This is a genomic window from Iamia sp., from assembly GCF_035575815.1.
Classification (GTDB): Bacteria; Actinomycetota; Acidimicrobiia; order Acidimicrobiales; family Iamiaceae; genus Iamia.
Map to the genome: position 1 here is coordinate 40,258 of NZ_DATLXO010000102.1, position 24,316 is coordinate 64,573.

Consider the following 24,316-nt stretch of genomic DNA (forward strand, 5'->3'; position numbering starts at 1 on the left):
AGTCCGCTACGCCGGGCCACGGCTGACCTCCTTGGCCAGCTCCCGGTAGGCAATGGCTCCCCGGGAGGACGGGTCGAAGGCGATGATCGGCTGCCCGAACGAGGGGGCCTCCGACAAGCGCACGGTCCGGGGGATCATCTGTCGGCACACCTTCTCTCCGAAGTGCTCGCGGACCTCGCGCGCCACCTGATCACTCAGCTTGGTCCGTGCGTCGTACATCACCAGCACGATGGTCGAGACCCGCAGGTTGCGATTGAGGTTCTTCTGCACCAGCGAGACGTTCCGGATCAGCTGCCCGAGGCCCTCGAGGGCGTAGTACTCGCACTGGATCGGCACCAGCACCTCCTCGGCCGCGGCCATGGCGTTCACCGTGAGCAGACCCAGGGAGGGAGGGCAGTCGATGAGGACGTAGTCGAAGTCGTCGCGCACCTGCTCGATGGCGTTGCGTAGCCGCATCTCCCGACTGAACGCCGGCACCAGCTCGATCTCCGCTCCGGCCAGGTCGAGGGCCGAAGGAGCCACCAGCAGGTTCCGGATGGCCGTCCCCTCGATGCAGTCCTCCAGGGGGGCATCGTGCAGGACCACGTCGTACATGGAGGTCTCGAGCTCGCGCACGTTGATCCCGAGGCCGGTGCTGGCGTTGCCCTGCGGATCCAGGTCGATGACCAGCACGCGGTAGCCGAGGTCAGCCAGGCACGCACCCAGGTTCACCGCCGTGGTGGTCTTGCCCACCCCGCCCTTCTGGTTGGCAACGGCCAGGACCCTCGGCAAGCCGTCACGAGGCAGCTCGTCGGCCGCGTCGGTCGGCTCCTCCGCCGCCTCCGCAACCGGGACGGGTTCGGTCGTCAGGACCTGCGTGGCGTCGGAGATCTCGGCGGCGCGGAGCTGATCGAAGATGGCTCGACCGCGCTCTTCGTCGATACCAGCCTTCGGGGAGGTGGTCGGCACCGGCGTATCCTCGCGGCCTCGACCTCGCGTTGCAAGGACCCGCCCTGAGGAACCGTGGTCCACGGCGCATCGGTACGGGAGGCGACCCGACCGGCGCCGACAGCAGGTTCTACGCCGCCGACGGCCTCCCCCAACGGCCCGTCTCGGTGATCGGTCGGTGCAGTGGTCGACCCGGACCTCGAGAGCCGGCGCCACGCGCACGAGGCGGGCCGGGCCGGCGTCTGCGATCCCAGCACACGCCCGACGGTGCCGCTCGGCTCGATGACCGACTCGCGGACCAGCCGGTGCGGGGTGTCTCCGCTCCGCCGGTACGCCGCGTTCCGAAGCGGTCGGCGCGCACCGGCTGCGGTTGCCGGCGGCCGCCCCGGTGGCGGTGGAGCCGTCGGACCGGCCGGGCCGGAGGGAGCGCCCGGGAGGGTGACACCTCGCAGAGGTTGCGAGCCGCCTCTGACCGGGACCGGTGGCGGCCCTGTCTGTCCGGCGCGGATCGCCGCCGAGATGTCCCGACCGCGATCGGTAGGGCCCTGAGCCACGACGACCACGCCCGAGGATGCAGGAGCAGCGCCCTGGGACATCGGCGCTGAGAAGACAGGTCACCGATGGGTGATGGGCCAAGGTCCGACCCATCGGCACCGGACCGCTCGCCGGGGACGCCCCCGGCCCCGTCGGCCAGGGCGGGCGCCCGAAGCGGGACGACGGTGCGGGCTCCGACCGAATGGCGAGCCTTTGCTTGCGGCCGGGCACGAACGCCGACTCCACGCCCAAGTGGCTCATCGGCCCGCGGCGGCCGATCCGACGAACGGCCCTCCATGTTGTGCAGCGCGGCGAACCCAGACGGTCGTGTTCCACGTGGAACATGCAGCAGGCTGCGACGCACGGGACGGCGGCGCGCCTCGGCCTCACCTGCCGTTCCGCGGTGCGTCGTGGCCCCGACCACGGCCTGCCTCAGTTCCAAGGTCCCAAGCCTCCGCCGGATACCTGGCGCTTGCGTGGCCTACCGACGGAGCGGCGTCATCGAACTGTCGGACCCTGCAGGCGGTCGGGACGCGCACGATGGCGTGACCTGGAGCCTTGCCGGGAGCGGGCGTGACATGCGTTCGGGAGGGCGCATCGTCGGCAGGGGGACAGCTCGGACCGCGATCCGCCGGGCGTCTGTGCCGGGACCGCAGACTTTCTGGTCAGGTTGCAGGCGGAGGAATGGCCCGTAGGCCGCGATCCCCCGAGCGTGACGGGCAACGTCGAGCTGCTGCATCCCAACCGCGAGCCCAAGCGGATCGAGGTCCCCATGCGCCTGAGCGCGAGGTTTGCGGGCGGACGAGCGGTTCGGCCTGCGCCGGCACGGAGCCGGAACCGGTCCACCGGTTGCACTGCCCCGTCTCTGGTTCAGGGTGCGCCGAGTCGCCACCCGTCGCGAGACGCACCGGCGGTCAAGGGCACGGGGCCGGGCCGCCGCCGGGGCCCGAAGGACAAAGACCGCAGATGCGACCGACCGCTCGAGCCGGTCCCCACCGCCGGGGAGCCGGGCATGGTGCCCGGCTCGCTCGGGCTGGCGAGAGCGACTTCCGCTGTCCCCACCACGAGGGTGCTGGGGGATCAAGTCGGTGTCCTCGTTGCAGTCCCACCTCCCCCTCAACCCCGCGGGCGAACGACGGAAGGCAGGCGAAGCCTTCGCAGGGGGACCTTCGATCGAGCGCTCGCCGCACCGGTCTCCGACGGCACCCATCGAGGCGGACGGACCGTCGCATCGCTTCGGCGAAGATGGCGCCGCGGCCCGGATGACCATGACCAGCGGGGACGACATCGCGGCCTCAGCGGGAACGTCGCCACCTCCCCGCCAGAGGGCCAAGGTGCGTCGTCCACCATGACGGACCGACCGGGCCGGGTCCATCGCGCAGGTAGCCGAAGCGGCCGCCGAGGCGGCTGTCGTACGCGATGTAGCGGGTCGATGCCGTGCAGCCCGGCGGCGATCACCCCGGCGTGCTCTCCGGGCCCGCCCCGACCTCACCGGCCGACCGCGGCGAGGCGAGCCGGAGCGGGTCCTGGGTCGGAACCCACCCAGGGCCCGACAGCCGGCAGCCGCACATCAGGCACGCAGTTCGCCATGGACGAGGCGACCGGGTCCGGGCCCGAGGAGGACGACGAGGGGCTGGCTCTCCCCGGCGCGCCGGACGCCGCGATCAGCCCGTCGACCGTGGTGGGACGGAACCATGTTGCGCCGCCACGGGAGGGCCATGCAAAGGAGCGCCTTGCATCTCTGCAGGGCCGGTCGCCTTGCACGGCTACCTCGAGCAGATCGGGGATCGACCTGGTCGTACCCTCGGGGCGGATCCCGCCGCCCCGGTCTCTCTCCGATGGGAGGACCCCGGGTGATCCCGGTGCCGACGCAGCCGGAGTCGAGCGCGGAGAGATCGCCGCGGCCTCAGCCGACCGGGGCGCCCGGGGGATCACTCACGGCGTCCAGCCGAGCGGGAGGGCCCCATGCCGCCCGGGCCCGGGGGCGCCCCTTCGACCGATGCGCGGCCGCGAACTAGCCGTCGGTATCGGCACACGACGGACGACCGCCGGGACGCCCCTTCGACCGATGCGGGGCCACGAACCCCTGCCGCCGCCGCCCGCTCGGCCGAGGTCCAACACGATCTCAGCGACCGCCCGGCGCTCGACCTGTCGCGGGCGTCGGCAGCGACGACGACCTCCCCGACGGTGCCGTCGAGGCGGTCGTCAGCGTCTTCAGCAACCGTCCGGTCTGGCCGAGCTATGCGCACCCGGAGATGGTCGATCGGTGCGGAGGCTCGGGTGGCGCTGCAGCCGGTGGCGGCGAAGGAGAGGCGGCTCCACCGCATCGGCCCTGAAACAGCGCGAGGGGCGTCGCCTCAGCTCACGTCGCGTCGCGCCGCCATGCACCCCCGCCCCCTCGTCGACGAGACGCAGAACCCGGCCGGCGAGCCGGTCCCCCGGCACCGGACCCCCAGCCGCTCGGCGAGGAGATGTGCCGGCGGCACGCGGTCCTCGGCAACGCGAACGTAGGCACGCCTTCGCGGAACGCGCTGACGCACCCGAGCCGCGGCCTTGAGGTACCGTTCCCCCTCGCGTCGCACACTCCTTCCCGGAGGGGAAGGCGACCGACGATCACGAGGGGTGACCATGAGTGCGGCGCCACCGAGCACCGGTCGGAGTCAGGCGAGGGGCGCCCTCGCCTCTGCGCCGAGCGCGCGCCGGTGCATCACGCCGCAGGCAGCGGCGACGACGAGCTCGGGTTGCCCAGCGCAGGCGACTACCCCGTGGTGGCCCTCGACTCGACCGCGCCACCGTCGGCCGGAAGGTGCCCGACACCGACGAGGCGACCGGCCCCGGGTGCGGGCCGCCGATCCCTGGTGGCGATCTCGCTTCCCACCGACCGTTCCCGGCGACCGTTCCCGACATCGGCGCACAGGGCGGTCCTCGGGGGGCGGGGCCGGCACCGGCCCCCACCACGCTCCCTCGGACGCCCATCCTCGTCGCAGAGCTCAGTCGTGCGGCGCTTGCTCGATGGACCCGTCCACTCGCCACAGGCGATCGCCTCGTCGCGGCACCGATCGGCCGCTCGTCACGGTTCGGCCGTGTCCTGAGAGATCGGCACCATGAAACCGTCCCCCGGCCCCGGCACGCGCCCATGAGCAGCAGCAGACCCATGGCGCCCAAGGTGGCTGGTGGCTTTCGTGCCGAGTCCCGCTGGGCGAGCCTGCAAAACGCTGGCCACGTTCTTCCCGTCGCCCTGTGGACATCGCTTCTCCGGCGATCCTGTCGGGAGGCCGATATTGGTGTCGTTCGCGCCGCCCGCTTTGGCACCAGCACCTAGGCCGTCCGAACGGTGTCGAAGACCCGGCGCACCCGCGGCGCCCCGCTAGGGGTCACCTTCTCGGTCACCATGGCGACGTTTTGCGACATTCGCCTGTGGCTTCGCGGCTCGACGCGGAGTTCCCGCCGCCCGATTGCGGTGCGCCTGAAGTGTTCCACGTGGAACACCGGCGCTGCCCTTCGATGCAGGCCTCAGAAGAGTGGTCGCCGAGCGGGGCGTCCTGGGCGGCGGGGATATTGATCGGGACATGACCTGACCTGCCGCAAGCGACTGAAGGCGAAGCCATCGATGAGGTGGTGCCCGTCGAGCTCCAGACCGAGGAGGTTCAGACCGGGAACATCCCACCGTCCACCGGCGCCGCCAGGGGGGTCGCTGACCACCAGCACGCCGCCCACCTGCAGCAGCGGCGCCGCGCACTCCGCCGTCACTGCCGGGGGGCCGAAGCTGCGGGCGGTCACCACCGGGACAGACCCACGGAGCCCCTCGGCCCGTCCCGCCTCCTCCGCCCGCGCCCAGTGGACCCGCACGCGGGGGGCCAGTCCGAGGTCGGCCACGCACAGCTCCAGGAAGGTGCAACGCCTCTGACTGCTATCGAGGAGCACCACCTCAGCGTCAGGCCAGGATCCGGCCGCGAGCACCAGCCCCGGGACGCCGCCCCCGCTGCCCAGGTCGACCGCTCGATCGGGCGGGATGCCCGCTGCGGGCGCGAAGGCCAGACTGTGGGCGCACAGGACCTCTGCGGAGTCCGGGCCCAACACGCCACGCCCCCGCTGACGGTCCAACACCGTCGTGAGGGTCTCACGGTCCGGGGCAGTCACGGCTCGCGTCCGGCGACCATGGCGCCATCATCGCCGAGCGACGATCCCCCGAGGCCCGACATCCGGAGGAAAGATCGAGCCTTGAGGGTCCCGGGACACGCGGGACGATCAGGAGTCGGGCAGAACGACGACGTGACGACGAGGCTCCTCACCCTCCGAGGTCGTTCGCACACCATCGATGCCGTTGATCGTGTCGTGCACGACCTTGCGATCGGGAGGCGACATCGGCTCGAGGGCCTTGGCCGTCTCCGAGCTGCGCACGTCCTCGGCGATCTTGGTGGCGAAGCTACCCAGGGCCTCGCGTCGACGCTCCCGGTACCCGCCGATGTCGATGCGGACCCTGCCCTCTTGGCCCTCGGGAGCCAGCCGGAACACCACGGTGCGGGCCAGCTCGTGGACCGCCTGCAACGTCAGGCCGCGGGGCCCGATCAGCAGCCCGAGGTCGTCGCCGATCACTCGCACCTCGCGCGTCTCGTCGTCGATCTCGGCCACCTCGATGGTGGCCTCGGCGCCGAAGGCATCGACCAGCCCGCTGAGGAAGCTCTCCACGCAGGCGACGTGCTCGTCGAGGGTGAGGGTATCGGTGTCGGTGTCCACGCTGTCTCCTTGGTGGGGCCGGGACGACCCCTTGTCACGAGCTTCGTACCGCGGCGCGGAGCCGAGGGCGGCCGGCTCGGCGGACTGGTTGCTGCGGCGGGAGCGGCGCGGCGGCGCCTCGTTCCCAGGATCGGTCCCGCCCCCGGCTGCCATGGGTGCATCGTCGCCGCTCGCGGCAGTCGGGGCGTCCGAACGACCACCCGTCGGGGCCTTGTCGGTCGTAGGTCGGTCGCTGCGACCCTTGCCCGAGGAGCGCTTGCGGTCACGTCGCTCCTGCTTGGGTGGGTGCGGACGGGGCTTCACCCGGGCCCGGACGCGGGCCTTGCCCTTGGTCCGACCGAACAGACCAGGTCGGGGCGCTTCGAGCACCTCGATCTCGGCGTCGGCCTCGTCGATGCCGAGGTTCTCAAGGACCTTGTCCTTGGCCTCCTCGACCGTGCTGGCTGCGGTTTCAACCCATTCCACCGTGTTCACGTCCTCTTCTTCTTCTTCTTGGAGCGGTTCTGGTTCGCAGGCGCGGCCGGTCGGGCCGGCGCCTTGCGGGCAGGGGCCTTGGTCCCCGTCTTGGTCGTGGAGCCCGACCGCGAGGGCGAGCTCGGTTTGGATGAGGGCTTCGATCCCGATGTCGCAGGGGCCGAGCCCTTCGCAGCGCCGTTGCTCCTCGGGGTCTCGGTCCCGGCCTTCGACGGCAGCTGGATGAGGCCACCGAGGAGGCTCCGGCTGCCGGTCGGCACCGTGTCCTTCCTTGACACTTTGTCAGCGGTGGTGTCGATGGCACCGTCGCGTCCCTTGGCACCGACCTTCGCCTCGCGATCGGCCTGGGCCTTCTCGCTGTACATGGTGTGGGTGATGAACGCCTGTTGGCCGATGCGGTAGAGGTTCGAGACCAGGAAGTACAACACGATGCCGGCGGGCAGGGTGAGGGAGAAGATCGGCAGGAAGAAGGGCATAACCTTCATCAGCATCTGCTGCTGCGAGTTGATCTGGGGCTGGTTGCCGGCGTTGCGGGCCTGGATCTGACGCTGCTGGTACCAGGCCGTGATCCCGATGAGCAACACGAGGACCAGGTAGGGGAGGGCGTCGACGAGGCCCTCGGAGAACTTGTTGGTGAAGGTGTCGGCCAGGTCGAGCCCGAAGGACTGCATCTCGCGGACATCGTCGAGCGCCTGGTAGAGGCCTGTCTCGTGGTCGAGGTAGCCGGGGTCGAAGGTGCCGAAGCCGCTGTAGGTGCCGCCACCGTCGGGGTTGCGGGCGAAGAGGCCCGCAGCGCGGCCCATGTCGCTGCCGTAGCCCGGGAGCTTCACCAAGCCGATCAACACGCGGTAGAGCACGATGAACACCGGCATCTGCACCACGAGCGGCAGGCAGCCACCGAGCGGGTTGATGTTGTGCTCCTTGTAGAACGCCATCATCTCTTCGTTGAGCTTCTGGCGGTCGTCTTTGTGCTTCGCTTGCAGCTTGCGCAGCTCGGGCTGCAGCTGCTGCATGGCGATCATCGAGCGGGTGCTCTTGAGCGTCAGCGGCGTGACCACGACCATCACCGCGAGGGTGAGGAGCATGATGGCCCCGCCGAAGGACGAGGTCAGGTCATAGAGGTACGCCAGGACGGTGGCGATGGCGTCGAAGAGGAAGTCCATCAGGCGATCCGATCAGCAGGACGAGAGACATCGGGGACAGGGTCCCACCCGTGCCCTCCGAAGGGGTGGCAGCGGCACAGCCGCCGGACTGCAAGCCAGGCACCGCGACCCGCGCCGTGGGTCGCAACGGCCTCGATGGCGTAGCTGCTGCAGGAGGGCTCAAACCGGCACGGCGAGGGACGCCCGGCGCGAAGACCTTGGTAGGAGCGCAGGCCGCCGCCCAGGAGGCGGGCGCCGACCCCGGGGGTGGACGAGGCGTTCATGGGTCTCAGGCTCCTGCCGGGCGAGGGGTCGAGGCCCGCACGAGCGCCCGCTCGAGGTCGCGACGCACCGCCGGGAACGGCGCCCGGGCGACGGGGGCCCCGGCGCTGATCACCATGGCCCCGGCGGGCACGGCACCCGCCGCGAGGAGCTCGCCGAGAGCGGCCCGGAGCCGGCGGCGGATGCGGTTGCGCACCACGGCGGTGCCGGTGCGGCGCCCGATCGCGAACGCGACGACGCAACGATCTCCCTCGCCAGATCCGACGTGGCGAACGGTCACGGGACCGGACCGGCCCCGTCGTCCCTGCTCGCGGACGGTGGACAGGGTGCGGCGATCACGAAGTGGCGCGATCAAGCTGACAGGCGAGCGCGGCCCTTGTGGCGGCGGTTGCGCAGCACGGCGCGCCCGGCCTTGGTCGACATCCGCTTCCGGAACCCGTGGCGCTTGGAGCGACGACGGACGTTGGGCTGGTAGGTGCGCTTCACTGCTCTCCTCCTCGGACACCGCGGCCTCCTCGCCCCGGACCCCACCGCCGGAGGCGGGGGATCCCGTACCGATCTCCAAGCCACCGAAGCCGGGGCCTCGGCGCCGACCAGACAGGGGGCAGGCGCGGGAGCCCCGTGAGACCGGGACCAGGTCGCCACGGTAGGTGCCGCCTCCTCCCATGGGCAACACGGGGTTGCGGGAGAGGGCGGTCCAGGCCGGGCGGGGATCCCACTCGCGTGGCCCTTGCGCCCTCCTCGGACCTCGGTGGTACGGTCCTCAACTCGCAACCTGGGCCTCCCTTGTCAGCCCCGGTTCGGGAGACGACGACCCACCGCCTCTGGTGGTCTCCTCCGTCGTTGTCCACAGATGTGGATCCCTGTGTGGACGAGGAGAAAGTGAGACACCCGAGCCGTGGGTGACGCCGACCTGCTCTGGGGCACGTGCTGCGACCTCCTGCGCGAGCAGGTGACCGACGGGGTCTGGAAGTCCACGTTCCAGGGCATCCGGGCCGTGTCGATCGACGACCGGCGCCTGGTCGTCGCGGTCCCGAGCGGCGTCGTGGCCGACCGGATCCACGGCCGGTACCGCTCCCTGGTCGACGAAGCCATCGAGGCCGTCCAGGGCGAGGCCCTCGAGCTCGTCGTGGAGGTGCACGCCGCGCCGGAGACCCGTCCGGGCTCTGATCTCCCGCGGAGCGCGGATGGCGTCGCGCCGGGCGCAGCCATCGACGCCGCTCCACCGGTCCGGACCAGCGAGGTAGCGTTCGACGGCGGGAGTGACCCTGGGGCCCCGGCGCCACCCCGTCACGACAGCTTCGATTCCCTGCGCCCCCCGGCGGCGGGATCGGTCGACGCCCTCTACACCTTCGACGACTTCGTGATCGGCCAGTCCAACCGCTTCGCCTTCGCGGCGTCGATGGCCGTGGCCGAGACCCCGGGGCGGGCCTACAACCCCCTGTTCATCTACGGCGACGCCGGGTTGGGCAAGACCCACCTCCTGCAGTCCATGCGCACCTACATGGCAGAGAACTACCCGGGGAAGGTGGTCCGGTACGTCTCGACCGAGAGCTTCCTGAACGACTTCATCGAGTGCATCCGCCTCAAGACGATGACCGACTTCAAGCGCCGCTACCGCGAGCTCGACGTGCTGCTGGTCGACGACATCCAGTTCATCGAGGGCGCTGAGCGGTTCCAGGAGGAGTTCTTCCACACCTTCAACGAGCTGCACGCGCGCCGCAGCCAGATCGTGCTCACCTCGGATCGTTCGCCCGACTCCATCGCGACCCTGGAGCACCGCCTGCGGAGCCGGTTCAAGATGGGACTGATCACCGACATCCAACCGCCGGACATCGAGACCCGCCTCGCCATCCTGCGCAAGAAGGCCGAGCGGACCCCGATCCCGGTGCCTGACGACGTCCTCGACTTCATCGCCACCAACATCACCGACAACATTCGCGAGCTCGAGGGCGCGCTGACCCGGGTGTCGGCCTACGCCTCTCTGTACCAGCGCGAGCTGGGGGTGAGCCTGGCCGAGCAGATCCTCTCCGACATCCTCGGCGACAGCCAGAGCCGCTCGGTCAGTCCGGCGATGATCCTCGAGAAGGTCTCCCAGCGCTACGGGTTCAGCGTCGAGGAGATCACCGGCAAGAGCCGGCGCCGGCCGCTGGTGATCGCCCGCCAGGTGGCCATGTACGTGATCCGCGAGCTCACCGACCTGAGCTACCCGGCCATCGCCCGTGACTTCGGCGGGCGCGACCACACCACGGTGATGCACGCGGTGAGCAAGATCGAGGCCCTCATGGGCGAGCGCAAGGCGATCTTCCACCAGGTGCAAGCCATCGTCCAGGAGCTGAAGAAGGGCGCCTCGTGACCTCGGGCCGCGGACGCCCGCGCGCTCGTTCTGTGGAACAGCAGTGGAAGACGGTGGGGGCCGGGCGCCGATCGATGGTGGACACCGCCGTGGAGAAGGTGGCCGCCCGGTGGACGCGGTCGGGGCCATCCGCGCTGATGCCCGCCCCCCTGTGGAACGCTGGGGACGGCTGTGGACGACCCGAACCCACTCTGACCAGCGGGATCGCCAGGTTGTCCACGATCCACAGGCACCCCTACGACGACGACCTGAGCGACAGCTGTGTTGTGGGAGAGTGCACCTTGCCCCATGGGGCCCCCGGCCCCCACAACGACTGCTCTCCGCAGTGACTGCACACTCCTCAAAGAAAGGGAGCCACGACGGTGAAGTTCCGTTGCGAACGTGACGACCTGGTCGAGGCCCTGGGCACCGCGGGTCGCGCCGTGGCCAACCGGGGTGGGGCGCTGCCCGTCCTCTCGGGTGTCCGCCTCGAGCTCGAGGGCGACACCCTCCGGCTCACCGGCAGCGACCTCGACCTGACCATCTCGGTCACCACCACGGTCGCCGGCGAGTCGAACGGTGTCGCGGTGGTGCCGGCCAAGATCGCCTCGGACGTGGTGCGGTCCCTCGACTCTGGCCGCGTGGAGATCGTCGTCGAGGACGACGAGGCCCAGATCACCTCCGGGCGCTTCGCCTCGTCGATCCGCCTCCTGCCCGCCGATGAGTTCCCCCGCCTGGCCAGCCCGGCCGAGAACGCCGTCACCCTCGACGCCGGTGACCTCTCCTCTGCCCTGTCGCAGGTGGTCCCGGCGGCGAGCTCCGACGACGCCCGCCCGATCCTCACCGGTGTGCTCATGGCCGCCGAGGGCAACGGCCTGCGCCTGGTGGCCACCGACTCCTACCGCCTGGCGGTCCGCGACCTCGAGGGCAGTGCCGTGCTCGATGAGGGCCAGACCGTCCTGGTGCCGTCCCGGGCGCTCCGTGAGCTGGTCCGCGCCCTGGGTGACGGCGAGGTCACCCTGCGCCTCGGTGAGCGCGAGGCCACCTTCGAGGTCGGCTCGACCCGGGTGACCACCCGCTTGATCGAGGGCGAGTTCCCGAACTACCGGGGTCTCATCCCGTCGACCTACCCGAACCGCATGGTCGTGTCGCGCGAGGCGCTGGGCGACGCTGTGCGCCGCGTGCGCCTGATGGCTCGCGAGGCCACGCCCGTCCGGCTCACCATGAGCGCGGAGGGCCTCGAGCTCGACGCTGTCACCCAGGACATCGGCCAGGCCCGCGAGTCCGTCGACGCGACCTTCGACGGCACCGAGCTCACGGTGGGCTTCAACCCCGACTACCTGCTCGACGGGATCGAGGTCGCCCCAGGCGAGGAGATCACCCTCGAGACCACCGACGCCAACAAGCCGGCCGTCCTGCGCTCGGTCGACCGCGGCGACTTCCTGTACCTGTTGATGCCGGTGCGGATCTGAGGCCGGCGCTCCTCGCCCCCGACCAGGGGCAGCGGCCCTGATGCAGCTGGACCGCGTCTGGCTCACGGACTTCCGCAGCTACGTGACGGCCGAGGTGGCGCTCGCACCAGGGCTCACCGCCGTCATCGGCGCCAACGGGCAGGGCAAGAGCAACCTGCTCGAGGCCATCGGCTGGCTGGGAGGGCTGCGGTCGTTTCGCGCCGCACCCACCGAAGCCCTCGTCAGGGTCGGGGCCGAGCGGGCGGTGGTGCGGGGCGAGGGACGCCGAGCGGAGCGCTCGCTGCTGATCGAGTGTGAGATTACGCCGGGGGGCCGCAGCCGCACGTTGCTCAACCGTCAGCCGGTACGACGGGCGCGCGACGGGCTCGACTCGCTCCGAGCCGTCGTGTTCGCCCCTGACGACCTGGAGCTGGTGAAGGGGGCACCGGCGGAGCGGCGGCGCTTCCTCGACGATCTTCTGGTGGCCCTCGATCCCCGCCTCGACGCGGTGCGCTCGGACCTCGAGCGGATCCTCCGCCAACGCTCGGCCCTGCTCAAGCAGGCGAGGGGGCGGCTGACGCCCGAGGTCGAGGCGACCCTCGACGTCTGGGACGCCCGCCTGGCGAGCACGGGGGAGGCCCTCGCCGACGCGCGCGCCGCGGCGGTGCACGACCTGGGCCCGGTGGTGACCACCGCGTACGCGGACCTGGCCGGTGGCGGCGAGGTCGCGCTCACCTACGCCCCGCCGTGGCGCGACGGGGGCTTGCTGGCTGCGCTGCACGAGGCCCGGGACGACGAGCTGCGTCGGGGTGTCAGCCTCGTGGGCCCCCACCGCGACGAGCTGTCCCTCGCCCTCGCCGGCCTGCCGGCCCGCACCCACGCCTCCCAGGGCGAGCAGCGCAGCATCGCCCTGGCCCTCCGGCTCGCCGCCGCCCGGCTCCTCGCCTCGGTGCTCGACACCCCGCCGCTGCTGCTGCTCGATGACGTCTTCTCCGAGCTCGACCCCGGACGCTCGGCGGCCCTCCTGACCCATCTCCCACCGGGTCAGACGGTCATCACGACGGCGACGGGCCTGCCTCCCGGAACCGCGCCCGAGGTGCTCCTGCGCGTCGCCGCCGGCGAGATCGGGCCGGTGACATGATCCGCGAACGCCGAGGGCGCCGGTCGGGGCCGATGACCCGAACGGCGATCCGCGAGACTGGCTCTGTGCCGTATGAGCCGCTGACGACCGGGGACGGTCGCGCGCCACGTCCCAGCCGCCTGGGTGAGACCCTCGACCGGGTGCTGGCCGGGCTGGGCTCCCCGCCGGCATCGACGATGGAGGTCGTCGACCGGGCCTGGCCCGACCTGGTGGGGCCGGTCGCGGCGGAGGCCCTGCGCCCGGTCGCCATACGGGACGGCACCCTCGTCGTCAGCGCGGTCGACCCGGTGTGGACCGGCCAGGCCCGCTGGCTCGAAGCAACGGTGGTCGAGGGCCTGATCCCGTTGCTCGGGGCCGGGGTCGTGACCTCGCTCGTGGCCCGCCACGCGGCGCCTTGAGCCTCGCCACAGCAGTGCGAGCGGCCCCTCGCCGACCGGCGCCGGGGAGCTCAGATGCACCTCGGCGTCGCACCCTCCTGGTAGGCTCTCCACCATCGTGATCGCCTGTTTCCGCAAGGGTTCCGCCACCACGCGGGCCCGGGCGGAGCGGACCACCGACAGGCCCTCCGGGCTCTCTTCCCCCCTCGTGAGCACCCCGCTCTCCACCCCTCACTGAGAGGTCGCGCCCGTGTCGCAGACCACCGCTGCTTACTCCGCCAGCTCCATGACGATCCTCGAGGGCCTCGCGCACGTCCGCAAGCGGCCCGGGATGTACATCGGGGGCACCGGCATCTCCGGTCTGCACCACCTGGTGTGGGAGGTCGTCGACAACTCCGTCGACGAGGCCATGGCCGGCCACTGCGACCTGATCGACGTCACGCTCCTGGCTGACGGCGGGTGTCGCGTGGTCGACAACGGGCGCGGCATCCCCACCGACGTGCACCCGGAGTTCAAGCTGACCGGCGTCGAGATCGCCCTGACCAAGCTCGGGGGCGGCGGAAAGTTCGGTGGCGATGGCTACAAGGTGTCCGGCGGCCTCCACGGGGTGGGCGTGTCGGTCGTCAACGCCCTCTCCAGTCGGGTGATCGTGCAGGTCGACCGCAGCGGCCAGCGCCATGAGATCGAGTTCGCCGACGGTGGGGCCAAGAAGACCAAGCTCACCGTCGTCGGTCACGCCCCTCGGGGCCGCACCGGCACCACCGTCACGTTCTGGCCCGACGAAGGCGTCTTCGAGGCCACCGAGTTCGTGGCCCGCACGATGCTCGAGCGCTTCCAGATGATGGCCTTCCTCAACAAGGCGCTCGAGATCCGCTTCACCGATCACCGCGAGGGCCACGACCCGGAGCCGGTCATCTACCAGTACGCCGGCGGCATCATCGACTTCGTCAAGCACGTCAACGCCACCAAGACCCCGCTCTTCACACGGGTCGGCTACTTCGAGCAGAACGAGGACACCCACGAGGTCGAGCTGGCGTTCCAGTGGAACGAGGGTTACCAGACCGACGGACTGCACAGCTTCGCCAACGGCATCGCCACCATCGAGGGCGGTACCCACGAGGAGGGCTTCCGGGCTGCCCTCACCACGGTGCTGAACAAGTACGCCCGGGCCAAGGGCCACCTCAAGGAGAAGGACCTGAACCTGGGCGGCGAGGACGTCCGCGAGGGTCTCACCGGCATCATCTCGGTGCGCCTCCGCGACCCGCAGTTCGAAGGTCAGACCAAGGCCAAGCTGGGCAACCCCGAGATCAAGACGCTGGTGCAGCGGGCCACCAACGAGAAGATGGCCGATTGGTTCGAGGAGCACCCGACCGAGGCCAACAAGATCGTCAAGAAGGCCGTCAACGCCCAGCGGGCCCGCGCCGCGGCGCGCCAGGCCCGCGACGCCACCCGCCGCAAGTCGGCCCTCGACGGCGCCGGCATGCCCGACAAGCTCCGTGACTGCTCGAGCCGCAACCGCGACGAGTGCGAGCTGTTCATCGTCGAGGGTGACTCCGCCGGCGGCTCGGCCACCAGTGCCCGCGACCCGCGGGTCCAGGCCATCCTCCCGATCCGCGGCAAGATCCTCAACGTCGAGCGGGCCCGCCTCGACAAGATGCTCAAGAACAACGAGATCCAGGCCCTCATCGCCGCCATCGGCGCCGGCTTCGCCGAGGAGTTCGACGTCACCAGGTCCCGCTACGACCGGGTCATCCTGCTGTGCGACGCCGATGTCGACGGCAGCCACATCCGCACCCTGCTGCTCACCTTCTTCTTCCGCCACATGAAGGACCTGGTCGAGCAGAACCACGTCTACATCGCCCAGCCCCCGCTGTACTCGACGGTCGTGGGCAAGGAGAAGGCGTACCTGAAGGACGAGGCGGCCAAGGACGCCTTCGTTGCCGCCAACCCTGGGCACAAGAAGGAGTTCGCCCGGCTGAAGGGCCTGGGCGAGATGGACTGGCAGGAGCTCAAGGCCACCACCATGGACTCCGCCTCGCGCACCCTCCTGCAGGTCACCGTCGAGCAGGCGGCCAACGCCGATGCGGTGGTGTCCACCCTCATGGGCGACGACGTCGACGCTCGCAAGACCTTCATCCAGACCAACGCCAAGGACGTGCGCTTCCTCGACATCTGAGGAGCCGCGCACCCTGACCCCGACCTGACGAGGCGACCTCACCATGGCTGACGACGAGCTCCCCCCCGACGACGGCGGCCTCCCCGGCCTGCCCACCGACGGCACCCGCACCGCCCACGGCCTGATCGAGCCCATCGAGATCGAGGAGGAGATGGAGCGGTCGTTCCTCGACTACTCCATGTCGGTCATCGTCTCGCGGGCCCTGCCCGATGTCCGCGATGGGCTCAAACCGGTGCACCGGCGGATCCTCTGGGGGATGTACGACGTCGGGGCCCGCCCCGACCGGCCCTTCATGAAGTGCGCCCGCGTCACCGGCGAGGTGATGGGCAAGTACCACCCCCACGGCGACGGCTCGATCTACGACGCCCTGGTCCGCATGGCCCAGCCGCACTCGTTGCGTCACCCGCTCGTGGCCGGCCACGGCAACTTCGGCTCACCCGATGACGGCCCGGCGGCGGCGCGCTACACCGAGTGCCGCCTTGCCCCCCTGGCCCTGGCCATGCTGGCCGACATCGACGAGGACACCGTCGACTTCGCCGACAACTACTCCGGTGAGTTCAGCGAGCCGACGGTGCTGCCCAGCCGCTTCCCCAACCTGCTGGTGAACGGCAACCAGGGCATCGCGGTGGGCATGGCCACCAACATCCCGCCCCACAACCTGGGCGAGATCATCGACGCCACGACCTACCTGATCGACAACCCCGACGCCACCGCCGAGGACCTGGTCAACACCCAGATCGTCAAGGGCCCCGACTTCCCGACCGGCGCCCTCATCCTGGGGCGCTCGGGCATCATCGAAGCCCAGCTCACCGGCCGCGGCTCCATCCGCATGCGGGCGGTGGCCGAGATCGAGGAGTCGGCGCGCGGCGGCGACAAGATCGTCATCACCGAGCTGCCGTACCAGGTCGGCCCCCGCAACGTGCTGGCCAAGATCAGCGAGCTGGTGGCGTTGAGGGAGATCGAGGGCATCTCCGACGCCAACGACGAGTCCTCGGGCGGCGAGACCCGCATCGTGGTCACCCTCAAGCGTGACGCGCCGGCGCTCATCGTGCTCAACAACCTCTACAAGCGCACACCTCTGCAGACCTCGTTCGGCGTCAACACCGTGGCCCTCGTCGACGGCGTGCCCCGCACCCTCAGCCTCCGCGACGCGCTGCACCACTACGTCCGCCACCAGGTCGATGTCATCACCCGGCGTTCGGAGTACCGGCTCCGCAAGGCGCGCGACCGCGCCCACATCGTCGAAGGCCTGCTGCGCGCCCTCGCCCTCATCGACGAGATCATCGCCACCATCCGAGCGTCGGACGACAAGGCCGCCGCCAACGTGGCCCTCCAGGCCGAGCCGTTCTCCTTCAGCGAGGTGCAGGCCGAGTACATCCTCACCATGCAGCTCCACCGCCTGACCCGCCTGGGCCGGGCTGAGCTGGAGGCCGAGATGGAGGAGCTCCAGCGCCGCATCGCCGAGCTGGAGGCGATCCTCGGCGACGAACGGGTGCTCTTCGACGTCATCAAGTCCGAGCTGGCCGAGATCCGCGCCAAGCACGTCAACCCGCGCCGATCGAAGGTCACCTTCGACCCGGGCGAGATGAACCTCGAGGACCTCATCGACGACGAGGACCTCATCGTCACGATGTCGGCCAAGGGCTACGTGAAGACGGTGTCGTTCGATGCCTTCCGGAGCCAGGGTCGCGGCGGGCGCGGCGTGTCGGGGGCGAACCTCCGCGACGAGGACTACATCGCCCACATCGTGAGCACCACCGCCCACGCCTACCTGCTCTTCTTCTCGAACCTCGGGCGCGTGTACCGCTTGAAGGCCCACGAGATCCCGATGAAGGAGCGCACGGCGCGCGGCACCGCCATCGTCAACCTGTTGCCGTTGCAACCCGACGAGAAGATCCAGGCCATCATCGACACGCGCGACTACGAGTCGAACCAGTACCTGTTCTTCGCCACCCGCAAGGGCCAGGTGAAGAAGACCCGCTTCACCGAGTACGACTCGTCGCTGCGGGCCGGGCTCAAGGCCATCAACCTGCGCGAGGGCGACGAGCTGGTCAAGGTCATCCCACTCAACGACGACGACCAGATCTTCATGGTCAGCCGCAGCGGCATGACCATCCGCTTCACCCAGGACGACGTCCGGCCCATGGGGCGCTCGACCGCCGGGGTGCGCGGCATGCGCATGAAGGAGGGTGACGAGGTCGTGTCCTGCGATGTCGCCCGCGACGACACCGCCATCCTGATCGTCACCGACGCGGGGTACGGCAAGCGCACCCAGCTCGACCGGTTCAACACCCAGGGACGGGGGGGCCAGGGCGTGCGGGGAATCCGGCTCACGGCCAAGAAGGGCCACGTGGTGGCTTCGTTCATGGTGGCCATCGACGACGAGATCTTCGTGATCGCGTCCGGGGGGGTGGTCATCCGCATGGGTGTCCGCAACATCTCCTCGCAGGGGCGCGACGCCACCGGGGTGCGGGTGATGAACCTCGACGCCAAGCAGACCGTGGCTGCGGTCGCACCGGTGCTCGGCACCGAAGAGGTCGTGGGCTAGCGCCCCGGCCGGCCCCGCGCGGGCCGGCCGCCTCCACGACCTCCGGGGTCGGATCGCCCACGTCGGGCCGACGAGCCACAGCCCACCCTGGAGGCCCCCCATGGCCAACCCGCCCGCCCCGCTGCGTGCCCGCCGCACCCGCCCCTTGGTCGCCGTCGTCCCGGAACGGCGCGGCCTGAGCGCGGAGGGAGGCCAGGCCACCCCCCTGGTGGGTGTGGCGGTGGCGCTGGCCGCAACCGTGGTGCTCGCCCTCGCCACCTACGGCGGACTGGTGGTCGACGCCGCTCGGGCCCGGACCGCGGCCGATGCCGCCGCGCTGGCCGCGGCGGCCGACGGTCGCGAGGCGGCGGTGCGCCTGGCCGTGGCCAACGGAGGACACCTCGAGTCCTTCGCGCTCGAGGGCCTCGATGTGGTCGTCACCGTGCGCGTCGGGCGGGCGTCGGAGTCGGCCCGCGCCCGGCGCGAGGGCACGTGGTGTGACCCCGAGGGCCGGGAGGGGGCCCCCACCTCGTACACTTCGCCTCCGTGTCCGTCGAGTCCGGGTTAGGCGCCGCCGTCGACCGACCGGTGGAAGGCCCTTCGAGCCCTCCCACCGCCCGGTCCCGCCAACCGTTGATCGGCCGCGCCCGGTCGCGACGCGGCGCGCGCGGCGCCCAGCGGGCCGACGCCCTCGCCGATGCCGTCAGCACCCCGGCGTTCAGGGTCATCGGTCGGGGCCGTCCCCGTCGTCGCGGCCGTCGGGTCAAGCGGGTCGTCCGGCGCATCGAGCTCTGGTCGGTGCTGAAGGTCAGCCTGGTGTTCAACACGGTGATGCTGGGAGTGGCCCTGGGGTCGATCGCCGTGCTGTGGGGGCTGGCCAACACCACCGGCCTGATCGACGACCTCGAGGGCTTCCTCCGCGACGCCGGCTTCGAGGACTTCCGGTTCGAAGGTGAACGCATGTTCCGGCAGGTCGCCTTCCTCGGGGCCGTCGCCGCCCTCGCCTTCACCGTCTTCGCCGTCCTCGCCACCGCCTTGGTCAACCTCATCAGCGAGATCACCGGAGGCATCCGCTTCATCGTCATCGAAGAGATCATCAACGACGACGACGACGACGAGGACGACGACGACGACGGACCGGCGGGTCCGCCTCGAGGGGCGCCGGCGCCCTCGGCCCCACCGGTCTTTCCCCCGACGGCGCCGCCGAGGCCGGGCCCGAGGTCCTGAGCGTCGGGTCGGACCCGGGACCTGCCCGAGCATGTGGGTGGCGACGGTCCGAGGGCGGCCGGTAGTGTCGTCCGGCCCGGGGCTATAGCTCAGTCGGTTAGAGCGCACCCCTGATAAGGGTGAGGTCGCTGGTTCGATTCCAGCTAGCCCCACGAAGCAGTTGGCGCACCCTCGGGGCCATCGGTGGGCATCGCCGTCGTCGGCGCCGCCATGGTCGCGAGGAACTCCGGGAACGGCCAGCAGGGTCGCTCCCCCGACATCGTGGGAGCCCCCCGTGACCCTTCTCCGCCGAGCGCTCGTCGCCCTCGGGCTCGCCGGCCTGGCCGCCGCCTTCGTGCGGCTGCGCGGCTCGGGGGGAACGCCGCCCCAAACCGGGGGCTGGCGCGAGCTCTCCGGACCTGACCTGCGCTGATGCGGGCCGCCGTCATCGGTCTCGGCGCCGTCGGGTCTCGCGCCGCGCGCCAGCTGGCCTCCACCCCCGGCGTCGACGAGGTCCTCCTGCGCGACTCCCGGCCCGACCGCCTCTCGGACGTGGCGGCGTCGCTCGGCGACATCGCCACTGCAGAGCCGCTGACCGTCACGGCCCCTCCCGACGCGGAGGTGGTCGTCCTGGCCCTCCCCGACGGCGAGCACGCGAGCGCTGCGCTGCCCCTGATCGAGCGGGGCACCCACGTCGTGTCGACCTCCGACGCGGTGAGCGACGTCGAGGCCCTGCTCGACCTCGGCCCCGTCGCCCAGGCGCGCGGCGTCGTGCTGGTGGTGGGGGCGGCCTTCGCCCCCGGGCTGACGTGCCTGCTGGCGCGCCACGCGGCCGACTCCCTCGACGTGGTGACCGAGGTCCACGTCGCCCGGCTCGGCACCGGGGGCCCGACGTGCGCCCAGCAGCACCACCGGGCTCTCACCGGCACCGCGATCGACTGGCGCGACGGCGGGTGGCAGCGTCGCAGCTCGGGGTCGGGTCGTGAGCTGTGCTGGTTCCCGGACCCGGTCGGTCCCGCTGACTGCTACCGCGCCGGCCTCCCCGACGCCCTGCTTCTCGTCAACGCCCTGGGCGACCTCGAGCGGGTCACGGCCCGGGTGGCGGCCACCCGGCGCGACCGGCTCACGGCTCGCTTGCCGATGCTGCGGCGGCCCCACCCCGAGGGGACCGTCGGGGCGGCCCGAGCCGAGGTCCGGGGCCGGCGGGCCAGCGCGTACGAGACCCTGGTGTACGGAGCGTACGACCGACCGGGGGTCGCCGCCGGCGCCGTCGCGGCGGTCGCGGCCGTGGCTGCGGTGCGCGGCGATCTGGGCATCGCGCCGGGTGCCAGCGGGCTGGCTGCCACCACGCAGGCTCGTGACCTGCTGGCTGAGCTGGCCGAGCGCGGCGTCAAGGCGGCCGTGTTCACCGGCTGAGGCTCGAGCGAGGATGAGACGTACGGCCCTTGTGGGTGGTTCATCGACCACATAGGGTGAGTAAGAGGTAAGGGTCCCGTCGAGGCAGATGGGCCGTTCGGCTCATTTGGCGGCCGCCGTCCTCACGGCGCAGCAGGGGGAGACCGACTGGGGGTCCGGGATGAGACGACGAGAAGTTGGAGAGGCCATGCCCACGACGGATGAAGCGCACGTCCACAAGCTGATCGAAGACAACCTGCCACTGGTGCGCCACGTCGTGTTCCAGGTGGCGGTGCACTTCCCCCGCCACGTCGACCGAGACGAGCTGGCGACCGCCGGCGCCCTCGGTCTCGTCGAGGCGGCGCGTCGCTACGACGCCTCCCGGGGGATGCCCTTCGACCGCTTCGCCGCCCAGCGCATCCGTGGCGCGATCCTCGACGCGGTGCGGGCCGCCGACTGGGCGCCGCGCTCGGTGCGCACCCTCGCCCGCAAGCTCGAGCAGGTCGAGCAGCGCCTCGCCACCAAGCTCGGGCGGGTGCCGACCGCGGGCGAGAAGGCCGACGCCCTCGGGATGGAGCCCGACGAGCTGCGCCGCCTCCAGGACCGCATGTTCCGCTCGGTCGTCCTGGCCCTCGAGTACGAGGTGGCCGACGAACACGAGGAGCTCACCCTCGTCGACGTGCTCGCCGATGATCACACGAAGGAGCCCTCCGAGGAGCTCGAGTCCCGCGAGCTGCACTCGTACCTCCGTGACGCGGTCCACCTCCTGCCCGAGCGCCACCGGCTGGTGATCGTGGGCTACTTCCTCGAGGGCAAGAAGTCCCAGGACCTGGCCCAGCTGCTCGGCGTGACCGAGTCCCGCATCTCCCAGCTCCGCTCCGAGGCCCTCGCCATGTTGCGCGACGGCATCGGGGCCCAGTACGAGCCGGCGTCGGCCGACGAGCCCGCCGGGCGCGTCGCCCGTCGCAAGGCCGGCTACGCCACCGCCATCGCCGGGGCGAGCGACTGGCCCGACCGCCTCTCGGCGGTCGCCCTGCACTGATCCCCCTCCCGGGGATCGAACGAACTGGGGCACGTCGTGGTCGTGGGTGCGACCAGCTCGTGCTCCAGATCGAGTCGTCCTCGGAGCTGGGGCACGTCGTGGTCGTGGGTGCGACCAGCTCGTGCTCCAGAACGGAGTCAGCGGAGGAAGGCGAGCAGCGCGGGGATGCGGAGGCGGCTGGCCGAGGCCGACACGTCGGAGAGCAGGCACTCGATGCTGATGGGGTCGAGGTCCTCGGCCTGGCCCGGGGCCCGGTGCTGGTCGGGAGCCGAGAGCGCTCGCCGCCGCGAGACGTCGCCGCCGAGATCGCTCTCGACGGCGGGGTCGGAGCCGACGAGAGCGGACGTGGCTGCCGCCAGCTCGAGGGTGCCGGTGTGGGCCAGCTCGGCCAGGCCATCGCGACAGCGCTGGGCGATGCCGTGGCCGTGCAGCTCGATCTCGGCGACTACGCCACAGAGGCTGTCGTGGTGGTCCCGCAGGATGCCGGACCACGGGGGCGACGCCACCGCCGCGACCTCCCGCAGTGACGCCACCCCACCCCGCGCGCACTTCAGGCCCACGGCGCCGACCTCGGCGGCCCGGACCAGGTCGGCCTCGCGCACCTTGATCCGGGCCCGGTTGAGGTCCTGGGCGGCCCAGGCGAGGAAGCGGACCTCACGGGCCGCCAGCATCAGCTCCAGGCCAACGAAGCGGAACCGGAGCCGCTCGAGCAGCTCCCGCTCTCGTTGCAACACATCGACCAGCGCATGCACCCAGGCGTTCTCTCCGTCTGACATCGTCTCGCTCCATCGGCGGACGAGGGCGACCGATGAGCACTGATGTGAGGAGAGCCCGGCCCGGAGGGGTCATGAGGTGCCGGGCCGGTCGGAGTCGGCCGCGGCCTCCCCGGGCGGCAGTGGGGTGAGGGCCCCTGAGGCCACGACCACCGCTGCGGCCGCCACGGCGCGCAGGACCCGTCCACGCTGCACCACCACGGTGACCCCGGCGACGAGGGCGAGGGCGGGAAGGATCACCACGAGGGGGGCGTGGGGGCGCCAGGAGGGCTCGCGCCCCGCTGGGCGACGGCGGCGTCCGGTCGGGGTGACATCCGCGCCGGCGCCGACGATGCGTGGACGCGACCGGTCAACGGGGTTCGGCGGACGCGGCCGGCCCGCCGAGGACGGCCAGCAGGTCGGCGTGGAGCACGCCGTTGGAAGCGAGGCCGCTGCCCCGGCCGGGGTCGTCCTCGTCGTCGAGCGAGCTGAAGCGGCCGCCGGCCTCGGCCAGGATCACGGGCATGGGGGCCACGTCGTAGAGCTCGGCCGTGGGATCGACCATGGCGTCGATGCGGCCGGTGGCCACCAGCACGTAGCCGTAGCCGTCCCCCCAGGTGCGCATCGACGCCCCCGAGTGGTGCAGGGCCAGGATTGCGGCGTCGGACCACGGGCCGAGGCCGCTGGTGCTGACGTAGGCTCGGCTCAGCTCGGAGGTGGTGCTGACGTGGGCGGGCACGCCGTTGGCGAAGCAGCCCCGGCCCCGTCCGGCCCACACCGTCTCACCCAGGGCGGGGATGTTGATGACGCCGACGGCGATGCCGTGGGCGTCCTCCACGGCGAGGAGGTTGCTGTAGAGCGGGACGCCGCGGGTGAAGGCCTTGGTGCCGTCGATCGGGTCGAGGATCCACCGGCGCCCGCTGGTGCCCGGGGTCTCGGCCTCCTCCTCGCCCAGCACGCCGTCGTCGGGGTGACGAGCGGCCAGCTCGGTGCGGATGAGGCGCTCAGCCTCGCGATCGGCCTGGGTGACGGGGGTGCCGTCGCCCTTCTGGTCGACGGTAAGGGCATCGTCGCGGAACCAGCGCAGCGTCGCCTCGCCGGCCATCCGCAGCAGCTCGACGGCCTCGTGGACGAGGTCGGGGTCGGCGGCGGGGGCGTCGGCGGCGGGCATGGCCGCATCATCGCGGGACGGTCGAGAGACGCGCCAACGCTCAGCGACGCGAGCTCTCAGGTGACCCGATCGCGGTACTCGCCGCTGGTGCGGAGGATGTTGGCCATGTTGGCGTTGTTGCCGCCGTTGTTCAGGTGGTTGGACCACGACGACACGTCGGAGCTGCTGGGCATGCGCCCGAGCATGCAGCCGTAGGCGGCGACGATGTCGGTGCTGACCCGCTGGCGGTCGCGATTTTCCGACGAGTCGCTGAAGTGGACCATGACCCGGCCCCGGGACATGCCGCTGTCCAGCCGGCCGGTCCAGTAGTCGTGGCCCGTGCGGTCAGGACTGCGGCCCAGCACGTTCTGGTAGACCCGAGCGACGAAGTCCCGGTTCCCGAGGTTGCCGTAGCGGTTCGTGAACTCCTTCCCTCGCGCGAAGAAGTCGGCGATGGCGGTGAGCGAATCGCCGCCGCGGCGCCGTCCGGTCCAGTACTGGAACCCGGTGTTGTCCGGGCGGCGCAAGAAGCACGCCAGGTACAGGCGGGCGATGGCCTGGGTCTTCTGGTCGCACTCGTCGGAGTCGAGGAAGAACTGCATCATCTGCTGGGGCGAACGCCGGCCCTCGTCGAGCAGGCTGCCCCAGTACGCCAGGTTCGCCGGTGA

General features: G+C 71.3%; 22 protein-coding genes and 1 tRNA gene. 12 read left to right on the forward strand and 11 right to left on the reverse strand.

The genetic code is table 11. The features are described 5' to 3' along the window. Positions 1 to 6 precede the first annotated feature (6 nt). From VNL12_RS10855 to rpmH, 7 genes are all read right to left on the reverse strand, one after another. On the reverse strand, positions 7 to 771 hold the full coding sequence (locus tag VNL12_RS10855) for a ParA family protein (RefSeq protein ID WP_414654875.1): 765 nt from the start codon (positions 769 to 771) through the stop codon (positions 7 to 9). 4,203 nt (positions 772 to 4,974) lie between these two features. Continuing rightward, positions 4,975 to 5,568 (reverse strand): 16S rRNA (guanine(527)-N(7))-methyltransferase RsmG, encoded by a 594-nt coding sequence (locus tag VNL12_RS10860; protein ID WP_325594412.1) that lies wholly within the window; start codon positions 5,566 to 5,568, stop codon positions 4,975 to 4,977. Positions 5,569 to 5,709: 141 nt separating this feature from the next. Continuing rightward, positions 5,710 to 6,663 (reverse strand): RNA-binding cell elongation regulator Jag/EloR, encoded by a 954-nt coding sequence (gene jag, locus VNL12_RS10865; RefSeq protein ID WP_325594414.1) that lies wholly within the window; start codon positions 6,661 to 6,663, stop codon positions 5,710 to 5,712. A gap of 5 nt (positions 6,664 to 6,668) precedes the next feature. Continuing rightward, positions 6,669 to 7,835 (reverse strand): YidC/Oxa1 family membrane protein insertase, encoded by a 1,167-nt coding sequence (locus VNL12_RS10870; protein WP_325594416.1) that lies wholly within the window; start codon positions 7,833 to 7,835, stop codon positions 6,669 to 6,671. Next, complete coding sequence (gene yidD, locus VNL12_RS10875; RefSeq protein WP_325594418.1) at positions 7,835 to 8,098, reverse strand: membrane protein insertion efficiency factor YidD; 264 nt, start codon at positions 8,096 to 8,098, stop codon at positions 7,835 to 7,837. The genes VNL12_RS10870 and yidD overlap by 1 nt, the downstream gene beginning before the upstream one ends. Positions 8,099 to 8,103: 5 nt before the next feature. Continuing rightward, the gene (locus VNL12_RS10880) at positions 8,104 to 8,451 is read right to left on the reverse strand and encodes a ribonuclease P protein component (protein WP_325594420.1); all 348 of its coding nucleotides are present in this window, start codon (positions 8,449 to 8,451) and stop codon (positions 8,104 to 8,106) included. After that, positions 8,448 to 8,582 carry a 50S ribosomal protein L34 gene (rpmH, locus tag VNL12_RS10885; protein ID WP_325594422.1) on the reverse strand — a complete coding sequence of 45 codons (135 nt, stop codon included), beginning with the start codon at positions 8,580 to 8,582 and terminating at the stop codon, positions 8,448 to 8,450. Before rpmH ends, VNL12_RS10880 begins: the two co-directional genes overlap by 4 nt. A 412-nt stretch (positions 8,583 to 8,994) precedes the next feature. On the opposite strand from rpmH, the gene dnaA reads away from it, so the two are divergent. The 12 genes from dnaA to VNL12_RS10945 all read left to right on the forward strand — a co-directional run bounded on the left by dnaA (position 8,995) and on the right by VNL12_RS10945 (position 21,746). Further along, a complete protein-coding gene (gene dnaA / locus VNL12_RS10890) occupies positions 8,995 to 10,452 on the forward strand; it encodes a chromosomal replication initiator protein DnaA (protein WP_325594424.1) in 1,458 nt (485 codons plus the stop codon). Between the two features lie 362 nt (positions 10,453 to 10,814). Then, positions 10,815 to 11,903, forward strand: a complete 1,089-nt coding sequence (gene dnaN / locus VNL12_RS10895; RefSeq protein WP_325594426.1) for a DNA polymerase III subunit beta — start codon at positions 10,815 to 10,817, stop codon at positions 11,901 to 11,903. A 40-nt stretch (positions 11,904 to 11,943) separates the two neighbouring features. Beyond that, the gene (recF, locus tag VNL12_RS10900; protein ID WP_325594428.1) at positions 11,944 to 13,023 is read left to right on the forward strand and encodes a DNA replication/repair protein RecF; all 1,080 of its coding nucleotides are present in this window, start codon (positions 11,944 to 11,946) and stop codon (positions 13,021 to 13,023) included. Positions 13,024 to 13,088: 65 nt separating this feature from the next. Further along, the gene (locus VNL12_RS10905; protein WP_325594430.1) at positions 13,089 to 13,421 is read left to right on the forward strand and encodes a DUF721 domain-containing protein; all 333 of its coding nucleotides are present in this window, start codon (positions 13,089 to 13,091) and stop codon (positions 13,419 to 13,421) included. A 229-nt stretch (positions 13,422 to 13,650) separates the two neighbouring features. Next, on the forward strand, positions 13,651 to 15,576 hold the full coding sequence (locus VNL12_RS10910; RefSeq protein ID WP_325594432.1) for a DNA gyrase subunit B: 1,926 nt from the start codon (positions 13,651 to 13,653) through the stop codon (positions 15,574 to 15,576). A 43-nt stretch (positions 15,577 to 15,619) separates the two neighbouring features. Continuing rightward, positions 15,620 to 18,124 (forward strand): DNA gyrase subunit A, encoded by a 2,505-nt coding sequence (gene gyrA / locus VNL12_RS10915; protein WP_325594434.1) that lies wholly within the window; start codon positions 15,620 to 15,622, stop codon positions 18,122 to 18,124. A gap of 100 nt (positions 18,125 to 18,224) precedes the next feature. Further along, a complete protein-coding gene (locus VNL12_RS10920; RefSeq protein WP_325594436.1) occupies positions 18,225 to 18,671 on the forward strand; it encodes a pilus assembly protein TadG-related protein in 447 nt (148 codons plus the stop codon). Beyond that, positions 18,650 to 19,330, forward strand: a complete 681-nt coding sequence (locus tag VNL12_RS10925) for a DUF3566 domain-containing protein (RefSeq protein ID WP_325594437.1) — start codon at positions 18,650 to 18,652, stop codon at positions 19,328 to 19,330. The genes VNL12_RS10920 and VNL12_RS10925 overlap by 22 nt, the downstream gene beginning before the upstream one ends. A gap of 78 nt (positions 19,331 to 19,408) precedes the next feature. Further along, positions 19,409 to 19,482 (forward strand) — tRNA-Ile (locus tag VNL12_RS10930). 122 nt (positions 19,483 to 19,604) lie between these two features. Continuing rightward, on the forward strand, positions 19,605 to 19,742 hold the full coding sequence (locus VNL12_RS10935; RefSeq protein WP_325594439.1) for a hypothetical protein: 138 nt from the start codon (positions 19,605 to 19,607) through the stop codon (positions 19,740 to 19,742). After that, positions 19,742 to 20,725, forward strand: a complete 984-nt coding sequence (locus tag VNL12_RS10940) for a Gfo/Idh/MocA family oxidoreductase (RefSeq protein ID WP_325594441.1) — start codon at positions 19,742 to 19,744, stop codon at positions 20,723 to 20,725. The genes VNL12_RS10935 and VNL12_RS10940 overlap by 1 nt, the downstream gene beginning before the upstream one ends. 187 nt (positions 20,726 to 20,912) lie before the next feature. Next, positions 20,913 to 21,746, forward strand: coding sequence for a FliA/WhiG family RNA polymerase sigma factor (locus tag VNL12_RS10945; RefSeq protein ID WP_325594443.1), 834 nt, complete (start codon positions 20,913 to 20,915; stop codon positions 21,744 to 21,746). Between the two features lie 137 nt (positions 21,747 to 21,883). Here VNL12_RS10945 and VNL12_RS10950 read toward each other — a convergent pair whose 3' ends face one another. The 4 genes from VNL12_RS10950 to VNL12_RS10965 all read right to left on the reverse strand — a co-directional run. Further along, entirely contained in the window at positions 21,884 to 22,522 is a 639-nt protein-coding gene (locus tag VNL12_RS10950) for a hypothetical protein (protein WP_325594445.1), read from the reverse strand. Between the two features lie 69 nt (positions 22,523 to 22,591). Beyond that, complete coding sequence (locus VNL12_RS10955) at positions 22,592 to 22,762, reverse strand: hypothetical protein (protein ID WP_325594447.1); 171 nt, start codon at positions 22,760 to 22,762, stop codon at positions 22,592 to 22,594. A 106-nt stretch (positions 22,763 to 22,868) separates the two neighbouring features. After that, positions 22,869 to 23,669 carry an inositol monophosphatase family protein gene (locus tag VNL12_RS10960; protein WP_325594449.1) on the reverse strand — a complete coding sequence of 267 codons (801 nt, stop codon included), beginning with the start codon at positions 23,667 to 23,669 and terminating at the stop codon, positions 22,869 to 22,871. A gap of 56 nt (positions 23,670 to 23,725) precedes the next feature. Beyond that, a partial coding sequence (locus tag VNL12_RS10965; RefSeq protein WP_325594451.1) for a DUF4214 domain-containing protein occupies positions 23,726 to 24,316 on the reverse strand: 591 nt, incomplete at its 5' end.